This is a genomic window from Oleiphilus sp. HI0043 (assembly GCF_001634935.1).
In genome coordinates this window covers 1-765 of the sequence record NZ_LWEY01001823.1, presented here as the reverse complement: position 1 = coordinate 765, position 765 = coordinate 1, and the positions used below count along the sequence as shown (strand labels likewise).

The window sequence follows — 765 nt, the reverse complement described above, 5'->3', positions numbered from 1 at the left end:
CGGTTCAGCAGGCAGGTTTTGTGGTGTTGAAGTCACCAGATATTCCATCAATATTGGTTGAGACAGGATTTATTTCAAATCCGGCAGAGTCCAAGAGATTAAAGTCGTCAAAGTATCAGCGGAAAATGGCCAAGGCGATAAAGGGCGGAATTCTCGCTTACTTTAATGACGCGCCACCTCCGGGAACGCTATTGGCATGGAATAAGGGTGGCAATAGTGTAGTGAACCAAAGTGTTGCTCAAAGCACTAAATCAAAAGCCACGAATTTCAAGAAGTATGTTGTTCGAAAAGGTGATACCCTTTCCCATATTGCGATGCGCAATGATGTATCGCTTACAGAGCTTCGTCGTTTGAATCGGCTTCGCTCTGATAATGTATGGGTTGGTCAACGCTTGTCGCTACCTTCCTCGTAAGCTTCCGTTTTTGATTAGATTTTCAGATTTCTTCTATGAGTAAAATTCATAAGCTATCCGCGCGCCTAGCAAACCAGATAGCTGCAGGTGAAGTGGTGGAGCGTCCTGCTTCTGTTGTAAAAGAATTATTAGAAAACGCCTTGGATGCGGGTGGACGCAAAATATTGGTCCAGGTTGAGCAAGGCGGTGTTAAGCGAATTTTAGTTCGTGATGACGGTGAAGGCATGGGCAAAGATGATTTACCTCTATCCTTAAGTCGTCACGCTACCAGTAAAATTGAATCCCTGGATGATCTGGAAACCGTCGCGACCTTAGGGTTTAGGGGGGAAGCCTTAGCAAGTATTAGTTCGGT

General features: G+C 45.1%; 2 protein-coding genes. Both read left to right on the top strand.

The window, feature by feature from the left end; all coding sequences use genetic code 11:
• On the top strand, positions 1–413 hold a 413-nt coding region (locus tag A3729_RS28130; protein ID WP_156498190.1), incomplete at its 5' end, for a LysM peptidoglycan-binding domain-containing protein.
• A gap of 35 nt (positions 414–448) precedes the next feature.
• On the top strand, positions 449–765 hold a 317-nt coding region (mutL, locus tag A3729_RS28125; protein ID WP_197476210.1), incomplete at its 3' end, for a DNA mismatch repair endonuclease MutL.